This window comes from Hymenobacter lapidiphilus (assembly GCF_013377885.1).
Classification (GTDB): domain Bacteria; phylum Bacteroidota; class Bacteroidia; order Cytophagales; family Hymenobacteraceae; genus Hymenobacter; species Hymenobacter lapidiphilus.
This window is the reverse complement of sequence record NZ_JABKAU010000104.1, coordinates 1-779: the sequence shown is the minus strand read 5'-3', so window position 1 is coordinate 779 and position 779 is coordinate 1. Positions and strand designations below refer to the sequence as shown.

The following is a 779-nucleotide window of genomic DNA, read 5'->3' as shown; positions in this document are numbered from 1 at the left end:
CCTACTGCAGGCCGAGCTGGCCAGCGCCCAAAGCAACGGGCTGATTAGCGCCGCCAAACAGGCCGCCACGCTGCGCAAGATGCACGGCACCTACACGCCCGATGGGCTCTTGGCCCTGCTGCTGAGTGCCCACTACGGCATTGCCAAGCTGCGCACGGCCCGCGCCCTTGCCTGCGTCAAGCCGGCTGATGCGTTTTTCGCCCTCACCTCTTTCGCCGCCTAAGCTATGCCTGACTTCATCCCCGCCCTGGTGGCCGAGCTGCAGCCGCTACTCGACGCCGCCGGCCTGCACTGCCTCGACATCGGGGCCAACTTCACCACCCGCAACGGCTGGGTCTACGAGGCCGGCTGCTTTCGGGGCACGGCCTACCTGAGCCTGCTGCCGCTGCTCGGAGCCTTCACGGAAGCTGAGTTGCGGCAGGGGCTCTATGACGCCCTGCTCGACCAGCTGAACGCCTACTACAGTGGAATCCCGCAGCTATGAAAACGATCCTCAACCCCACCACGCCGCTGGCCGCTGCCCTCGGGGCCAACATCGAAGCCATCCGGCGGCAACACGCCCCGGCCCCGGTCAAAGTGCCAGCCGGGGCCGGCTACCGGGGGCCGCTCTCGCAGCTCGTTGCCCTCCTTCGCCACCAAACCCGCTAGGACTATGGTACACGCCAGCGTTTTTACCGGTATCGGAGGCTTTGACCTTGCCGCCGAATGGATGGGATGGACCAACTCCTTTCAATGTGAAATAGACCCCTTCTGTCAGAAGGTGCTCGCCAAGAACTTCC

General features: G+C 65.0%; 3 protein-coding genes. All 3 read left to right on the top strand.

Annotated features, from left to right (window positions below):
* Positions 1-223 (top strand): hypothetical protein (locus tag HW554_RS20280; RefSeq protein WP_176910347.1); only part of this gene is annotated, 223 nt, incomplete at its 5' end.
* 3 nt (positions 224-226) lie between these two features.
* Positions 227-484 (top strand): hypothetical protein, encoded by a 258-nt coding sequence (locus tag HW554_RS20275; protein ID WP_176910346.1) that lies wholly within the window; start codon positions 227-229, stop codon positions 482-484.
* Positions 481-648 carry a hypothetical protein gene (locus HW554_RS20270; protein WP_176910345.1) on the top strand — a complete coding sequence of 56 codons (168 nt, stop codon included), beginning with the start codon at positions 481-483 and terminating at the stop codon, positions 646-648. Before HW554_RS20275 ends, HW554_RS20270 begins: the two co-directional genes overlap by 4 nt.
* Positions 649-779 lie beyond the last annotated feature (131 nt).

Excerpts from the sequence above, each read along its gene's own strand:
- HW554_RS20275 (WP_176910346.1), top strand. The coding sequence starts at position 227 with ATGCCTGACTTCATCCCCGCCCTGGTGGCCGAGCTGCAGCCGCTACTC.
- HW554_RS20270 (WP_176910345.1), top strand. The coding sequence starts at position 481 with ATGAAAACGATCCTCAACCCCACCACGCCGCTGGCCGCTGCCCTCGGG.